The 15012-nt window shown below is 32.3% G+C and carries 16 protein-coding genes and 1 pseudogene; 16 read left to right on the forward strand and 1 reads right to left on the reverse strand.

The window, feature by feature from the left end; genetic code table 11:
* Positions 1-164 precede the first annotated feature (164 nt).
* The 14 genes and pseudogenes from AC1Q5Z_RS08655 (at position 165) to AC1Q5Z_RS08720 (ending at position 12547) form a co-directional block, all read left to right on the forward strand.
* The gene (locus AC1Q5Z_RS08655) at positions 165-440 is read left to right on the forward strand and encodes a hypothetical protein (RefSeq protein WP_492444372.1); all 276 of its coding nucleotides are present in this window, start codon (positions 165-167) and stop codon (positions 438-440) included.
* Positions 441-582: 142 nt separating this feature from the next.
* Positions 583-1146 carry an NfeD family protein gene (locus tag AC1Q5Z_RS08660; RefSeq protein WP_198855193.1) on the forward strand — a complete coding sequence of 188 codons (564 nt, stop codon included), beginning with the start codon at positions 583-585 and terminating at the stop codon, positions 1144-1146.
* A gap of 11 nt (positions 1147-1157) precedes the next feature.
* Entirely contained in the window at positions 1158-2675 is a 1518-nt protein-coding gene (locus tag AC1Q5Z_RS08665; protein ID WP_492444374.1) for a flotillin family protein, read from the forward strand.
* Between the two features lie 127 nt (positions 2676-2802).
* Entirely contained in the window at positions 2803-3696 is an 894-nt protein-coding gene (locus AC1Q5Z_RS08670; RefSeq protein ID WP_343584821.1) for a DMT family transporter, read from the forward strand.
* A 3-nt stretch (positions 3697-3699) separates the two neighbouring features.
* Entirely contained in the window at positions 3700-4806 is a 1107-nt protein-coding gene (locus tag AC1Q5Z_RS08675; protein WP_343584819.1) for an acyltransferase family protein, read from the forward strand.
* A gap of 5 nt (positions 4807-4811) precedes the next feature.
* Positions 4812-4931: pseudogene (locus AC1Q5Z_RS08680) on the forward strand (DMT family transporter); the annotation flags it as partial.
* A gap of 303 nt (positions 4932-5234) precedes the next feature.
* On the forward strand, positions 5235-5942 hold the full coding sequence (locus tag AC1Q5Z_RS08685) for an HAD family hydrolase (RefSeq protein WP_343584817.1): 708 nt from the start codon (positions 5235-5237) through the stop codon (positions 5940-5942).
* A complete protein-coding gene (locus AC1Q5Z_RS08690; protein WP_343584815.1) occupies positions 5942-6571 on the forward strand; it encodes a CatA-like O-acetyltransferase in 630 nt (209 codons plus the stop codon). Before AC1Q5Z_RS08685 ends, AC1Q5Z_RS08690 begins: the two co-directional genes overlap by 1 nt.
* Before the next feature lie 78 nt (positions 6572-6649).
* A complete protein-coding gene (locus tag AC1Q5Z_RS08695; RefSeq protein ID WP_343584813.1) occupies positions 6650-7999 on the forward strand; it encodes a hypothetical protein in 1350 nt (449 codons plus the stop codon).
* A gap of 178 nt (positions 8000-8177) precedes the next feature.
* On the forward strand, positions 8178-9308 hold the full coding sequence (locus AC1Q5Z_RS08700) for an OmpA family protein (RefSeq protein WP_492444377.1): 1131 nt from the start codon (positions 8178-8180) through the stop codon (positions 9306-9308).
* A gap of 128 nt (positions 9309-9436) precedes the next feature.
* On the forward strand, positions 9437-10888 hold the full coding sequence (locus AC1Q5Z_RS08705) for a hypothetical protein (protein ID WP_492444379.1): 1452 nt from the start codon (positions 9437-9439) through the stop codon (positions 10886-10888).
* Positions 10889-10983: 95 nt separating this feature from the next.
* A complete protein-coding gene (locus AC1Q5Z_RS08710) occupies positions 10984-11502 on the forward strand; it encodes a ferritin (protein WP_492444381.1) in 519 nt (172 codons plus the stop codon).
* An 82-nt stretch (positions 11503-11584) separates the two neighbouring features.
* Positions 11585-11770, forward strand: coding sequence for a hypothetical protein (locus AC1Q5Z_RS08715; RefSeq protein ID WP_026727441.1), 186 nt, complete (start codon positions 11585-11587; stop codon positions 11768-11770).
* Positions 11771-11854: 84 nt separating this feature from the next.
* Complete coding sequence (locus AC1Q5Z_RS08720; protein WP_343584802.1) at positions 11855-12547, forward strand: DUF2461 domain-containing protein; 693 nt, start codon at positions 11855-11857, stop codon at positions 12545-12547.
* A gap of 74 nt (positions 12548-12621) precedes the next feature.
* On the opposite strand, the gene AC1Q5Z_RS08725 is transcribed toward AC1Q5Z_RS08720, so the two are convergent.
* Positions 12622-12954, reverse strand: a complete 333-nt coding sequence (locus AC1Q5Z_RS08725) for a single-stranded DNA-binding protein (protein ID WP_198855184.1) — start codon at positions 12952-12954, stop codon at positions 12622-12624.
* Between the two features lie 177 nt (positions 12955-13131).
* Here AC1Q5Z_RS08725 and AC1Q5Z_RS08730 point away from each other — a divergent pair, with 177 nt between their 5' ends.
* Both AC1Q5Z_RS08730 and AC1Q5Z_RS08735 read left to right on the forward strand, forming a co-directional pair.
* On the forward strand, positions 13132-14661 hold the full coding sequence (locus AC1Q5Z_RS08730) for a bifunctional GNAT family N-acetyltransferase/carbon-nitrogen hydrolase family protein (protein ID WP_198855183.1): 1530 nt from the start codon (positions 13132-13134) through the stop codon (positions 14659-14661).
* Positions 14658-15005 carry a hypothetical protein gene (locus AC1Q5Z_RS08735; RefSeq protein ID WP_008465546.1) on the forward strand — a complete coding sequence of 116 codons (348 nt, stop codon included), beginning with the start codon at positions 14658-14660 and terminating at the stop codon, positions 15003-15005. Before AC1Q5Z_RS08730 ends, AC1Q5Z_RS08735 begins: the two co-directional genes overlap by 4 nt.
* Positions 15006-15012 lie beyond the last annotated feature (7 nt).

The following is a 15012-nucleotide window of genomic DNA, read 5'->3' on the forward strand; positions in this document are numbered from 1 at the left end:
ACATTTGTGTCGACTAAATATTTAAAAGCTTATATAAAACTTATTTAAAGTTAAAATAAGCGAACCCTCGTTATGGTGATGGATAAGGAAACTATCCTAAATCTATTCTTTTGAATATTTAGTCACACCTAAAGCGAGGGTTTCGTGCGTTTAATATTTTCGAAATGACTAAAGAAAATCAAAAACCGACACATTTAGATGTAATGCCATCAATGGCAAAATTCCTTTCAGACTTATGGTTTGAAGGAGATTTTAGAGAACAGCCCCATTATCTGTCTGAAATTTTCAAGCGAATTCTTGAAACAGAATTGGGAGAAGACAAAGAGCTAAGATCAAAAATGATGGAATGTATCAAAACCAGTGAAATGCTTGCCGAAACACTCGAACCGTTTTCGGATCAACAAATTCAGAAAGCCTGCAGTAAAATTTTAGTGGCTTAAAAAATAAAAGCGTGAAATTCTTTATTGATTTCACGCTTTTTTTATTCTGCAAATACTGTAAAGCACATTTTTCTTTAAAATTAGTTTTCTTACAAAAAAAATGAGATATTAGCGCCAAAAGTTATTCGAAAAACTGAAAATTATGGAGCTATTAGACAGTTTACCTACGTTGCTTAAATCTTTTTGGTACATCGCGATTCCAACAAGTTTAATTTTTCTTATTCAAACCATTATTACTTTTTCGGGTCTTGACATTGCCGATGGTTTCGATACCGATTTTGATGCACATGTTCACGATGGCGATTTTCAGCTTTTCTCGTTAAGAAATCTAATCAACTTTCTTTTAGGTTTTAGCTGGACTGGAATTTCATTTTATGCTACAATTGGCGAAAAGCCATGGTTTCTTATTACACTCGCTTTTGTCGTTGGAGTTTTATTTGTCCTATTGTTTTTCTTTGTAATCAAACAAGTGCAAAAACTAGCCGAAGACAATTCTTTTAAAATCACTAATACGCTAAATAAAACTGCTGAAGTTTATTTGACCATTCCAGAAAATAAAACCGGAAAAGGTAAAATTATGATTAGCGTAAATGGCGCTTTTCATGAACTTGAAGCTATGACAGAAAATGAAAGAATTCCGTCTGGTTCGGCTGTAAAAGTTGTCAAAATAGAAAACAACAACCTTTTAATCGTAGAAACCATATAACATAAATTATAATGATCAACCCAATTATTTTGATTGCAGTTGCGGCAATCGTTCTATTCGTAACCATTTCAGCATTAATCTCGAGGTACAAGCGCTGTCCTTCAGATAAAATTTTAGTAATCTATGGTCGTACTGGCGGAACCTCAGCACGTTGTGTACACGGTGGCGGTGCTTTTATCTGGCCAGTAATTCAGGACTACTCTTTTCTAGATTTAAAACCGCTTTCTATCGAAGCAAATCTGACCAATGCGTTAAGCCGTCAGAACATTAGAGTCGATGTTCCTTGTCGATTCACCATCGCCATTTCTACGGAAACTGACAGTATGAATACCGCTGCAGAAAGACTATTAGGTTTGTCATCAGAACAAGTTCAAGAGCTTGCAAAAGATATTTTGTTTGGTCAATTGCGTTTGGTTATTGCAACGATGACTATTGAAGAAATTAACTCAGATCGTGATAAATTCTTAGACAATATTTCTAAAAACGTTGACAGCGAATTAAAGAAAATTGGTCTTAAACTAATCAACGTAAACGTTACCGATATTCGTGACGAGTCTGGTTATATCGAAGCTTTAGGAAAAGAAGCTGCTGCAAAAGCAATCAACGAAGCTAAAATTAGCGTGGCTGAACAAGAAAAAATCGGAGAAACTGGTAAAGCTCTTGCTGATAGAGAAAAAGACACTCAAATTGCAGAGACACATAGAGACAGAGATGTAAAAATCGCGATTACTCAAAAAGATCGTGAAATTAGCATTGCAACAGCTGCTAAAGACGAAACGATTGGTAAAGCTGAAGCAGAAAGAGATACAAGGGTAAAAACATCTGAAGCAAACGCAATTGCGATTCAGGGAGAGAACGAAGCGAAAATTGCTATCGCCAATTCTGAAGCTATTCGTAGAGAAAAAGAAGCAGAATCGTTGCGTATTGCAATTGCTGCAGAAAAAGTACAGCAGGCAAAAGCTTTGGAAGAATCTTACCTTGCTGAACAAAAAGCCGAGCTAGCTCGTTCTGAAAGAGAGCGTTCTACTCAAATTGCCAACATTGTAGTTCCTGCCGAAATTGCCAAACAAAGAGCAATTATCGAAGCACAAGCTGCTGCAGAAACTATTAGAGAGAATGCAAAAGGAGAAGCTGATGCAATCTTTGCTAAAATGGAAGCAGAAGCAAAAGGTTTATTTGAAATATTAAAGAAACAAGCCGAAGGTTATAAAGATGTTGTGGCTGCAGCAGGCGGAGATCCAAGCAAAGCATTCCAACTTTTATTATTGGAAAAACTTCCTGAATTGGTTAAAACTCAAGTCGAAGCGGTTAAAAATATCAAAATTGACAAAATCACGGTTTGGGATTCTGGAAATGGTCAAGGCGAAAACGGTTCTACAGCTAATTTTGTTTCTGGAATGATGAAGACAGTTCCGCCATTAAATGATCTATTCAATATGGCAGGTTTAAATCTTCCAACTTATTTAAAAGGCGAAGATACTCCTCCTGAAGTTCCTCCAACTATTCAAGTAGAAGAAACAAAAGAATAAAAACCTTTTTTTTAATATAAAAAAGCGCGAACCGATTAAGATTTTTAATCGATTTGCGCTTTTTGCTTTCAAAATACTCGTTTTCTAAGTTATCTTTGAAAAATAATACAAGAATAAAATACATCTAATGAAACTCACAAAACCAAGATTAGCCCTAATCTGCGGTATACTTTGCATATCGATTTTTCCAATATTAGTAAAATTACGCTTAACTCCAGGATTAATTTCGGCTTTTTACCGAATGTTTTTTGCTGTGGTTTTGTTGTTGCCTTATGTACTTTTCAGCGGAAACTTTAAACTTCCAAATCTAAAATTTGCACTTTTAGCGGCACTTTGTGGTATTTTGTTTGCTTCAGATGTTGCAGTTTGGAATATCGCGATTCAGGAATCGAGTGCTACGCAGGCTTCGCTTTTGACAAATTTATCACCAGTTTGGGTTGGTATTGGTTCTTTCTTTTTTCTAAAAACAAAACCTGCTACTAATTTTTGGATTGGTACAATTGTTTCTTTATTCGGAATGGTAACTTTAGTCGGTTTTGAATTTTTTATCGATTTAAACTTCGATCAGGCATTTCTATTTGCGGTTTTGTCTGGAATTCTATATTCAATTTATCTTTTAGTTAGCAAGAATGTGCTTTCTACTGTTGATGTTCTTTCGTTTATGACGATAAGTTTAATGGCTTCTAGCATTTATTTAGGAATTTTGTGTTACTCATTAGGCGAACCATTCACTGGTTTTTCTGATGCCGGCTGGTTTGTTTTGGTACTTCAAGCCGTAATTTGTCAATTGTGTGCTTGGCTTTCTATTAGTTATGCCACTCAGCACATGCGCGCAACGAGAGTTTCACTAAGTTTATTGAGTCAAGCTGTAATTACCTCAATTTTAGCTTGGTTGTTTTTGGAAGAACAAATAACTTTACAGATGGTTTTCGGTGGAATCATTCTGCTTTTCGGAATCCGAATTACTTTTTATGATAAAACGATTTCTTTGAAAGGGCTATTTTGTAAAAATCAAATATAAATAATGAGATACAATTACTTAGAAGGTTTGAGAGGATATATGGCACTTTGGGTATTTTTTTACCATGCATCTGGTTTTCTTCCTCAAGCTAAAACACAAAATAAATTTCTAAGCTTTTTTTTCGATGGATCTCTTCCCGTCATTATTTTCATTATTCTTAGTGGTTTTGTAACACATTTGCTACTTCAAAAAAATGAAACTTATTTTTTTTATTTAAAAAGAAGGGCTCTAAGACTGTTTCCAATTTATTTAATTTGTTTACTAATTTCACTATTTCTATTAAAATTTTCCCTGCATACGCTAGAGCAAATACCTTTTGAAGGTTCGAAAATATATGGACGAATTAAACTAATTGAAACCTATTATAATTCTAATAAAACATTAAATATACTTAGTCACTTAACTCTATCACACGGTCTATTTCCTGAAAGTAGATTCCCTTTTACTTATACAATAATGGGGCAATCATGGAGTTTAACCTTAGAATGGCAGTTTTATATTTTAATCCCTTTTTTATATTATTTTCTAAATAAAAAGAAAGTAATCCAAAATGGTCTAATAATAGTACTGTTTATTCTCATAATGTTATTTTCAAAAAATCATATGACACAGCCGTCTTTTTTACCGAACATGATTATATTTTTTTTAATAGGCTATTTTTCGATGCCACTCTTTAAAAAATTTGAATCCTCGAATAATAAATATATTTTTATATTCTTAAGCTCTATTGCTTTAATTTATTGTTTCAAAAATTGGATGATTAGCTGTTTAATTCTAATTTGGGGAATCACTCTATATTTTCAAAAATACAAAAACAGCTTTTTTGATATTCTTTTTGGAGGCAGAATTATTCAGTTTTTAGGAAAAATATCTTATTCGGTATATTGCATGCATATGATAGTTTTAATAATTTTAATTAATATTTTGCAAAAACTAGAAATTAATTCTGTTTTGATTTTCTCAATATCTATTCTATTTGGAGGTGCATTTTTCACAATATTAATCTCTCATTTAACATATAGATACATTGAATTATATTTTATAAAACTTGGTAAAACAAAATATGATTCAAATTTAGCAATAAAGATTAATCACTATTCAAAAGATTAATTAGTTTTTTGGAAGAACAAATAACTTTACAGATGGTTTTCGGTGGAATCATTCTGCTTTTCGGAATCCGAATTACTTTTTACGATAAAACGATTTCTTTGAAAGAGCTTTTTTCTAAGAATTAAGAAAAAGGTTTCACGCAGATCCAGCAGATTTGAACAGATTTTAAAAAATCATTTTAATCTTAATAATCTGTGGCAAAAAAATTAGTGCAATTCGAGTAATTTGTTGCTAAAAAAAGTCTCTCGCAGATTTGGCAGATTGAACAGATTTTTAAAAATCATTTTAATCCCAATAATCTGTGGCAAAAAAATTAGTGCAATTCGAGTAATTGCTTCGCCTGTTCGCTATCGCTCAGGTCGTGGCGAAAAACCTGAAACTTGAAACAAAAAAAACTTGAAACAAAAAAAACTTGAAACAAAAAACTTATGTTACATAAAACTAAAATACCGAACTTAAAAGTAATCGCATTTGATGCCGATGATACTTTGTTTATAAACGAACCTTATTTTCAAGAAACCGAACATAAATTTTGTGCTTTGATGGAAGATTACCTTTCACATCAAGGTATTTCTCAGGAATTATTTAAAATTGAAATTGCCAATCTGCCTTTGTATGGATATGGAATTAAAGGTTACATTCTTTCGATGATTGAAGCTGCGATGAACATTTCGAACAATACCATTCCTGTTGAAGTCATTGAAAAAATCATTCAATACGGAAAAGAATTACTCGAAAAACCAATCGAACTTTTAGACGGAATTGAAGAAACGCTTGAAGCTTTAAAAGGAAAATATAAATTGGTTGTTGCCACAAAAGGCGATTTAAAAGACCAGCACAGCAAATTGCATCGTTCTGGTTTGGGTCATTATTTTCATCATATCGAAGTAATGTCAGACAAACAAGAGATTGATTATCAAAAACTTTTAGGGCGTTTAGACATTGAAGCGCACGAATTTTTGATGATTGGAAATTCATTAAAATCAGATGTACTTCCAGTTTTAGGAATTGGCGGTTATGCTGTTCATATTCCGTTTCATACTACTTGGGAACACGAAAAAATTAATCATACTATAGAACACGAGCATTTTAGTTCATTTGAAACTATTGCAGAAGTCGTTCCGAATTTATTATAATGAAAACACTTTTAGACTTAGAAAACTGGAATAGAAAAGAGCATTTTGCCCATTTCAAACAAATGGAAGAACCTTTTTTTGGCGCAACCGTAGAAATCGATTGTACTAAAGCATATGAAACGGCCAAAAGTTTAAACGCTTCTTTTTTCATTTTCTATTTACACAAAACTTTAGTTGCGGTAAACGCCATCGAGAACTTTAAATACCGAATTTCAGGAGATCAAATTTACATTAACGACCGTGTAGACGCTTCGGCAACGATTGGACGGGAAGATGGCACTTTTGGATTCTCTTTAATTGAATACCATTCGGATTTTAAAACATTCGAACAAAATGCATTAGCAGAAATTGAACGCATTCAAAACACAACTGGGCTTTTTACAAGATCATTTGACACTGATAATTTGATACATTTCTCAGCAATTCCGTGGTTGAATTTTACGTCACTTACTCATGCAAGAAGTTTTACTTATCCTGACAGCTGTCCTAAAGTTTCATTTGGAAAAATGATGCTTTCAGAAACAGGAAAAAGAACCATGTCAATGGCGGTTTATGTTCATCACGCATTAATGGATGGAATGCACATGGGGCAATTTGTAGATCTTTTTCAAGAGCTTATGAGTCAATAAATAAACGGAATAATTTTTGTGCCCTAAAAACACATGAAACGAATTTTTCTTTTTTTGTTTTTAATCTCTAGTACTGTTATGCTAAGTCAAACAGTGCTGACTTCTTATGCAATTGATTTAAAAAACAAAATAGCTCAATCTCAAATTATGACTGGCGAAAACACCGCTACTCATGATGTGTTTGTTTTTGCGGCCAGCCCAGATAGTCTTTCAATATTAAAATACAATAGCGCCCTATTTTTAAGAGATAAGTTTATAACCAACCGTCAATATACCGAGAATAAATCTTTGATGGGATATAGCTTTAGCGAAGACGGAAATCCAACTTTATATTGGTTTTCTAGAGAAGAAAAATCAATCATTTTAATTAAATATTTTCTGGAAAATAAAACTTCTAGAGCCTTAAAATTTCAGATTCCGCTGGAAGATAAATTCATTCTAACGAATTATCAAAAAGACAATAATTTCTATTTGATAATGAAAGAAAGAACTAAAGAAGCATTAACGGCTTTTATCTTTAAAAACGGATTGGCTGAAGAAAAGTTTTTAGATTTTAGTTCTTTCAAATTTATTGATCGTAGAACGCAACCCAAAACATTCTCTCAAATCTTGAATGAAAATCCTATCGAAAAAATGGATTCGGGCGAATACAATCCGTTGTATAAAGTTACAGCCAAAAGTAAAATGTATCTTCTTCCAAACCGTTTGATTTTATCTTTGGATCAAAGTTTCCGAAAAACTCAACTGTTTGACATTGATTTAGAAAGTATGGAAATAAAAGAGAAGACATTTATGAAACCTGTTGGAGAGAAAAATCCAAAAACGTCTAATTCTTTTTACCACGAAAACAAACTATATCAAATCAATGTAAATCCTGATGAACTCTTATTTGATATTAAAGATTATGAATCTGGAGAATCGATAAAAAGCTTTACGGTTTCAAAAAAAGACACAATTCGCTTTAGTAATTCGCCTTTACTAATGCAGATTGAAGACCGTGAACCCCGAAAATTAAAGAATACCGCAAGATTTTTAAAAACATTATCTTCTCTTGATGCAGGACTTTCGGTGTACAAAAATCAAAACAATCTTTTTATCACTTTAGGAGGATCGGGCAGTGATTTGAAAACCGTATCTATGAACGGTTTTAATTTTAATGATCCTATGGGAGATTTTCCTTCAAACAATTTTTACAATATTGAGACCAACTATTCTGTATTTTTCGAAAGCATCTGGACAAAAAAGCTAGAACTAACTCAAGAAACGCACCAACCTTTTGCTACTGATAAAGTCTTTTACTTCTTAGATACACATAAAGAAGCTGTTCTTCCTAATACGTTTAAGTTAAATAATTACATTCTTCTGAGTTATTATGATATTTTGTCAAGACAGATTGTATTACGCAAATTTACCGATGGCTTTGACTAAAGAGTTTATCTATCAATAACTTATAATCAAAACGATTCATCTGTTTTGGTTTTTCTACTGTTTTTATAGTCTTAAATTTTTCATCACTAATCTTATTTTAATACTTTTTTGGCTTTTAAAGAAAGTTTTTACCTACAATTTGTCGTTGTTTTGGGCTAAAATTTAAAATTTAGAAACAATGAAAAAAGTTGTAATGACTCTTGCATTTGCCCTAGCGTTAACTGGAGTACATGCGCAAACAGAAAACAATAGCGGGTATAATAAATGGTCTATAGATTTAGGCGCAGGGGTTAATAAACCGCAGCGACCATTTAATGCTGGGTACTCTACCAATACTTTAAGTCCTTGGACTGGAGATATCGGTGTGCGTTACATGTTGAACAACAAATTTGGTTTGAAAGCAGATTTTGGATACAACAGTTTTACTGCAAAAGGAAGCTCTATCGATTTTGATTCAAAATACTATAGAGTAGATTTACAAGCTGTTGCTAACTTAGGGCGCATCATGAATTTTGAAACCTGGACTAACACTATTGGTTTATTAGGACATGCTGGTTTTGGTTATGCTCAATTACGTAACGATAATTACAAAGGAGCAGATGAAATGGGTAACTTCATTGCTGGTGTAACTGGACAAATTAGATTATCAAACAGAGTTGCTTTAACGGGTGATTTCTCAACTATTCTAAACGCATCGCAAGATCGTACTTTTGACGGAGCATATGTTCCTGGTAACAGAGGTTTTTCTGGATTGATTTTTAACGGAACTGTTGGTTTAAATGTTTACTTAGGTAAAAACACAAAACATGCAGACTGGACTGTAATTTCAAATGAGGACAGTGATATTTCTGTTTTAGAAAGCAAAGTAGCAGATCTAGAATCACAAATCAAAAACAGACCTGCACAAAAAGAGGTAGTTGTAGAAAAACAAGTAGTTGCACCACAACCAAATGATAATGAATTAATCAGAAAAATGATTAATGACAAGTATTTCAGTGTTTATTTCGACTTCAATAAAACAACTCCAATTGAGAACTCAACTGCTGCAATTGATATTGTTTTAAATTACTTAAGAAAAAATCCTTCTGCTACTCTTGACCTTGTAGGTTATGCAGATCAAGTTGGAAAAGCTGAGTACAACGAGAAACTGTCTAATACTAGAGCAAAAAACGTAAAAACTATTTTTGAAAAAGCTGGAATTGATTCTTCTCGTTTAAATGTTGTTGCAAACGGTGCAGATACATCTATTCAAAAAGATTCTGATGAAGCTAGAAGATTGGCTAGAAGAGTTACTTTTATTGTAAAATAATTCCTTTTTAAGAAGATTTGATTCAAAAGTCCTTAAGATTTTTTCTTAAGGGCTTTTTTTATGCTTCAAAATTTAAAACAGCAGAAATATCTCATAAAATTTGGAATAAAATTTGATAAAATTCATTTATGAAAAAACTTCTACTACTTTCTCTATTATTTTTTAAAAGCGTTCTGTTCAGTCAAACAGTCTTAAATTCGCTACCATTATCTTTAAATAATCTGGAAAAAACTCAAATTCTAAATATTGAAGACAAAGAATCCAAAGACATTTATGCCTTTGTTTGGGACAATCAGAACATAAATATTTTGAAATACAATAAGTCATTGTTTCTAACCAATCAATTTACAGATTTAATAAAGAAAGAAGCAAATAGAAACCTATTGGGCGCTACTATTAGTGCGGGACAAAAACCAACATTATATTGGATTTCAGGAAATAATAAAAATATTCTCATTACCACTTACAATCTAGCTCAAAAAAAATCAGAATCCTTAAATTTTGATTTTCCGAGAAATCACGAGTACATTATAAATTTTTTTCAAGAGAATAATACCTTTTACATTCTTGCCAAAGAAAAAGAACTTGAACATCTGCTTCTTTACAAATTTGAGAATCAAAAGTGTGAAATTAAAATGCTTGATTTTTCTGCTTTTACTTTTAAAAACAAACAGAATGTAAATATTTCTTTCAATGCTCTCCTCAAATACTTTCCAATTAAAAAAATAGAATCGGGAGTACTTAATCCTCCTAATCTCACATCACAAATAAGCAAATTCTATTTGGCTGATGGACGTCTCATTTTTACATTTGATGATCGTCTAGAACGAACACAAGTTTTTGAGGTTAACCTGAATACTGGTATTATGAAGGGAAGAACTTTTGATCGTTCTGTTTCTAAAAGCCAGCTAAGAACAGTAAATTCATTTTATAATGATAAAAAGCTATTTCAAATTGCAGCAAATAAAGACGAATTGTTGTTTGAAGTAAAAGATTTTGATACTAAAAACAGCATTAAGAAATATTCCTTTTCAAAAAATGATACTATTCCCTTTAAAAACTCGTCTTTCTTTCTTCAGATTAACAACAAGAAACCTCAGCAATTAAAAAACACTGCAAAATTTCTTAAAGATTTGGACGGACTTACTCTTAGTATTTCTGTAATTAAAAACAAAAAAAACAGTTTTATTACTTTTAGTGGTTTTGGAGAATCTTTCGATTACTATTTTAAATCTGATTCTCCCGAAGAGTTTGGAGTTCGCGAATATTATTCAATAAGTAAAATCGTTTATTTTGATGCAATGTTAAATGAAAATTTAGATTTCATAAGCGACAAACAATCAGAACCAATGGCAAGTGAGAACTTGTTTTACTATTTGAATTTCAATAAAAAAATAACATTGTACGATGCTCTAGAATTAAAGAACTATTACATTCTAAGCTATTACGATGATGCTTCAAAGCAATTTATTATGAGAAAATTTACCGATGGTTTTATGATGGAAAACAATAGAAATTCAATCATAAACAAATCGATATTTTCAAATCCCGCTACTTTTGAGAAAATCAGTTCCTATTAATTTCAACGAAAATCGATCTAAAAGTCTAATGTTTTCGAGCTTTCGCAAAAATGAAATGAATAATTTTTCTTAATTTTACAAAAAAGACACCTATTATGCTATCAAAAAATATTGAATCGGCTTTAAACAAGCAAATCAGAATAGAAGCAGAATCTTCGCAAACTTACTTGTCAATGGCTTGTTGGGCAGAAGTACAAGGATTGGAAGGAATTGCTCAATTTATGTACACACAATCAGACGAAGAGCGTGCACATATGCTTAAATTGGTAAAATATGTAAATGAACGTGGCGGACATGCTCAAGTTACAGATTTAAAAGCACCTAAAATAACATATTCTACTTTTAAAGAAATGTTTGAGGAACTATATAACCACGAACTTTTTGTTTCAAAATCTATCAACGAATTAGTGCACATTACTTTTGAAGAAAAAGATTATGCCACTCATAATTTCTTGCAATGGTACGTTTCTGAACAAATTGAAGAGGAAGCAACAGCTAAATCTATTTTAGACAAAATCAACTTGATTGGTGAGGACAAAGGAGGACTTTATTTTTTTGATCGTGATATTCAGCAATTAACAGTTACTAGTTCAATCGCTATCAATCCTAAATAAAAAAGTTAAAGTTTATTTAGAATATTTAAAAATAACTTTTTTGGTTTATATTTGTCTCTGTTTTTAAAATTCAGAGGAAAAAGTGAGCAAGAAAGAAAAAGACAAGGACAAAAAAAAGGATAAGAAGAAAAAGAAAAACGCTGTTATCCTTGACAAAATTAAGAAGATCGAAAATTGTAAATCTTCTTGCTGCGAGAAGTATAAGAAAAGTGAAAAGAAACGCTGCTCACGCTGTCCTATGTTTGATTTATTCAAAAAAACTGCTTAACACGATATAGAAAAACCCATCAGATTTCTCTGGTGGGTTTTTTAGTTTTAAATTGCAGTCATTTCTCGATTCTTAAACTCCATTATGAAAAACGATATTACAATACCGAAATCAAGTCTTGACTTTTTGGTTGAGCTAAAACAAAATAACAACAAACCCTGGTTCGAAGAGCATAAATCGCAATATTTAATAGAACTTAATCATATTGAAAACTTTGCAGGCGCTTTACTAAAAGAGCTTTCCAAAACTGATGTTTTAGAAAATGCTTCTGGCAAAAAAAGCGTTTATAGAATCTATCGTGATATTCGTTTTTCTAAAGATAAAACACCTTTTAAACATTATTGGGGCGGAAGCTACACACGTGCAACTGCAGCACGACGCGGCGGTTATTATTTTCATCTCGAAAAAGGAAACAGTTTTTTTGCAGGTGGTTTTTGGGGACCAAACGCAACAGATTTAAAACGAATAAGAACAGAATTTGCTCAAGATCCTGAAACCTTTCAGGAAATATTGAATTCAGAATCTTTTAAAAGCAATTTTGGAGCTTTGCAAGGCGAACAGCTTAAAACAAAACCAAAAGGTTTTGATGTAGATCACCCTGCTATAGATTTACTCCGCTACAAACAATTTTTGGTCATAAAACGTTTTACTGATGAAGAAGTATTGAGTCCGCAATTTTTAGAATTAGCTTTGGATGCTTTCAAAAACATGAGACCATTTTTTGATTATATGAGCGAAGTACTTACAACTGACGCTAATGGAGTTTCCATTTTATAAAAACAATTTTCCGTAAAGTATTAAACCCGACAGGTTTTAAAAACCTGTCGGGTTTAATTATTTCGCAAAAAAGATTATTTACTCAACAGTAAAATTTCATCTATAACAACCTCCGTTATATAACGCTTTTCGCCGTTTTTGTCATCGTAGCTTCTGTGCGTCAGTTTTCCTTCAACAGCGATTTCTTTTCCCTTTACAACATATTTTTCAATTATCTCAGCAGTTTTTCCCCAAGCAGTTATGCGATGCCATTCGGTTTGCTCTACTTTTTCGCCTTTATCATTTCTATAAATCTCATTTGTTGCGATTGTAAGATGCGCAAGTTTTCTACCGCTTTCTAATGTTTTAATTTCTGGGTCATTACCAACATTCCCGATTAATTGTACTTTGTTTCTAATTGCACTCATGGCGTATACTGTTTTAATGTTATTATTAAATTGAATCGTTTATTGAATTCAACACTGCAAAGATGCCAAACCTCAACATTGACAGTCGGTTGTTAACTATTTACTATCGACTGTAACTATTTGTAAGCGTTTGTAAATGGAATTTGTTTTTTGTATATTTGAGATAAATCTTACGATATGCAAGCAAAAATTAAAAAAGTAGAGTTAAGAAATCTTGAAATAGAAGACTATAAACAATTAAAGAAATCAATGATTGAATCGTATCCAGAAATGGCAGATTCTTATTGGAGATCTGAGGATATAGAAAGACTTCTTTCAATTTTTCCAGAAGGACAGCTGGTGATTTTGGTTGACGGAAAAGTTGTTGGCTCTGCCCTATCTCTTATTGTTGACGAAAAATTAGTAGAAAAAAGACATAATTATCAGCAAATTAGTGGCGATTATACCTTTTCGACCCATAATCCAAATGCTGAAATTTTATACGGCATAGATGTTTTTATTCACCCCAATTATAGGGGCTTGCGTTTAGGGCGACGTTTGTATGATGCAAGAAAGGAACTTTGCGAACAATTGAACCTCAAGGCGATTGTCTTTGCAGGGAGAATTCCGAACTATAGAGAACATGCCAAAAAGATGTCTCCAAAAACGTATATCGAAAAAGTGCGTACCAAAGAATTGTACGATCCAGTTCTTTCTTTTCAGTTAAGCAATGATTTTCATGTTTTGAGAATCATCAAGAATTATCTGGAAGGTGACGAAGAATCGAAAGAATTTGCGGTTCTATTGGAATGGAATAATATTTACTATGATGATAGTCCGAAACTGATTAATTTAAAGAAAAACATTATCCGTTTAGGATTAATTCAGTGGCAAATGCGTCCGCTTAATAATGTTGAAGCACTTTTTGAACAAGCAGAATTTTTTATTGATGCCGTTTCGGGTTATGGTTCTGATTTTGCTTTGTTTCCAGAATTGTTTATTGCGCCATTAATGGCCGATTATAATCATCTGTCTGAGGCAGAAGCCATTCGTGAACTTGCCCGTCACTCTGACCCTATTAGAAAGCGTTTTCAGGAATTTGCCATTTCATACAATATCAACATTATTACAGGAAGTATGCCTTATTTAGAAGGCGGAAATCTATACAATGTTGGTTTCTTATGCAAAAGAGACGGAACTTCAGAAATGTATACCAAAATTCATATTACACCAAATGAAGTTATTCATTGGGGAATGAAAGGCGGATCTCAATTTAAAACCTTTGATACCGATTGTGGTAAAATCGGAATTTTAATCTGCTATGATGTCGAGTTTCCTGAACTTTCGAGACTTTTAGCCGATGAAGGAATGGATATTTTGTTTGTGCCATTTTTAACCGATACTCAAAACGGTTATACTCGTGTAAAACATTGTTCGCAAGCGCGTGCTATCGAAAATGAGTGTTATGTAGCCATAGCAGGTTGCGTTGGAAATCTTCCGAAAGTAAATAATATGGATATACAATATGCACAGTCTTCTGTATTTACGCCATCAGATTTTGCTTTTCCAAGTAACGGAATCAAAGCAGAAGCTACTCCAAACACAGAAATGACTTTAATTGTCGATGTTGATTTAAATTTATTAAAAGAGCTTCACGAACATGGAAGTGTAAAAACATTAAAAGACCGTAGATCTGACCTTTACGAAATTAAAAAATTGAATTCATGAAAACATGCCTCGAATGCTCAGCCAAAATTTTCGGACGAGAAGACAAGAAATTCTGTTCCGATAGTTGTAGAAATGCGTACAATAACAAAATAAATAAAGATAGTACAAATTTCATGCGAAATATAAACAACAAGTTACGCAAAAATTACCGTATTTTGGCAGAGTTAAATGTAGACGGAAAATCGAAAGCTTCTCGAGACAAATTATTAACAAAAGGCTTTGATTTTGAGTTCTTTACAAACATTTTACAAACCAAGACAGGAAATACATATTATTTCTTGTACGATCAAGGTTATCGTTCCTTGGACAATGATTATTTTATGCTTGTTAAAAAAGAAATATAGTTAGTAT

The organism is Flavobacterium sp. GW823-FHT06G12, from assembly GCF_058794775.1.

Excerpts from the sequence above, each read along its gene's own strand:
- AC1Q5Z_RS08655 (WP_492444372.1), top strand. The coding sequence starts at position 165 with ATGACTAAAGAAAATCAAAAACCGACACATTTAGATGTAATGCCATCA.
- AC1Q5Z_RS08660 (WP_198855193.1), top strand. The coding sequence starts at position 583 with ATGGAGCTATTAGACAGTTTACCTACGTTGCTTAAATCTTTTTGGTAC.
- AC1Q5Z_RS08665 (WP_492444374.1), top strand. The coding sequence starts at position 1,158 with ATGATCAACCCAATTATTTTGATTGCAGTTGCGGCAATCGTTCTATTC.
- AC1Q5Z_RS08670 (WP_343584821.1), top strand. The coding sequence starts at position 2,803 with ATGAAACTCACAAAACCAAGATTAGCCCTAATCTGCGGTATACTTTGC.
- AC1Q5Z_RS08675 (WP_343584819.1), top strand. The coding sequence starts at position 3,700 with ATGAGATACAATTACTTAGAAGGTTTGAGAGGATATATGGCACTTTGG.
- AC1Q5Z_RS08685 (WP_343584817.1), top strand. The coding sequence starts at position 5,235 with ATGTTACATAAAACTAAAATACCGAACTTAAAAGTAATCGCATTTGAT.
- AC1Q5Z_RS08690 (WP_343584815.1), top strand. The coding sequence starts at position 5,942 with ATGAAAACACTTTTAGACTTAGAAAACTGGAATAGAAAAGAGCATTTT.
- AC1Q5Z_RS08695 (WP_343584813.1), top strand. The coding sequence starts at position 6,650 with ATGCTAAGTCAAACAGTGCTGACTTCTTATGCAATTGATTTAAAAAAC.
- AC1Q5Z_RS08700 (WP_492444377.1), top strand. The coding sequence starts at position 8,178 with ATGAAAAAAGTTGTAATGACTCTTGCATTTGCCCTAGCGTTAACTGGA.
- AC1Q5Z_RS08705 (WP_492444379.1), top strand. The coding sequence starts at position 9,437 with ATGAAAAAACTTCTACTACTTTCTCTATTATTTTTTAAAAGCGTTCTG.
- AC1Q5Z_RS08710 (WP_492444381.1), top strand. The coding sequence starts at position 10,984 with ATGCTATCAAAAAATATTGAATCGGCTTTAAACAAGCAAATCAGAATA.
- AC1Q5Z_RS08720 (WP_343584802.1), top strand. The coding sequence starts at position 11,855 with ATGAAAAACGATATTACAATACCGAAATCAAGTCTTGACTTTTTGGTT.
- AC1Q5Z_RS08725 (WP_198855184.1), bottom strand. The coding sequence starts at position 12,954 with ATGAGTGCAATTAGAAACAAAGTACAATTAATCGGGAATGTTGGTAAT.
- AC1Q5Z_RS08730 (WP_198855183.1), top strand. The coding sequence starts at position 13,132 with ATGCAAGCAAAAATTAAAAAAGTAGAGTTAAGAAATCTTGAAATAGAA.
- AC1Q5Z_RS08735 (WP_008465546.1), top strand. The coding sequence starts at position 14,658 with ATGAAAACATGCCTCGAATGCTCAGCCAAAATTTTCGGACGAGAAGAC.